Consider the following 261-nt stretch of genomic DNA (forward strand, 5'->3'; position numbering starts at 1 on the left):
GAGCAGTACGGCGCCTTCGCGACCGAGCTGCGGGCTCTGGGGGCGAAACTATGAGTCAGGAACGAAAACACGCGCTGCTGTCCGCGTCTTCTGCCAGTCGATGGCTGATCTGCCACCCGTCGGTCAGACTGGAAGATCAATTTCCGGACGCGGCGTCCGATTACGCCGAAGAGGGTAGCCTGGCCCATGAAATTTGTGAGCTGAAGGTGCGGCAGAACTTCATCAAGAAGCAGTCCGCGGCCACCTTTAAAAAGAAATTGA

Annotated in this window: 1 protein-coding gene; it reads left to right on the forward strand. The window is 57.5% G+C overall.

Annotated elements, in window-relative coordinates:
* Positions 1-50 precede the first annotated feature (50 nt).
* Positions 51-261 (forward strand): DUF2800 domain-containing protein (locus NE619_RS18260; RefSeq protein WP_256133893.1); only part of this gene is annotated, 211 nt, incomplete at its 3' end.

It is taken from the genome of Anaerovorax odorimutans, from assembly GCF_024459955.1.
GTDB lineage: Bacteria > Bacillota > Clostridia > Peptostreptococcales > Anaerovoracaceae > Hominibacterium > Hominibacterium odorimutans_A.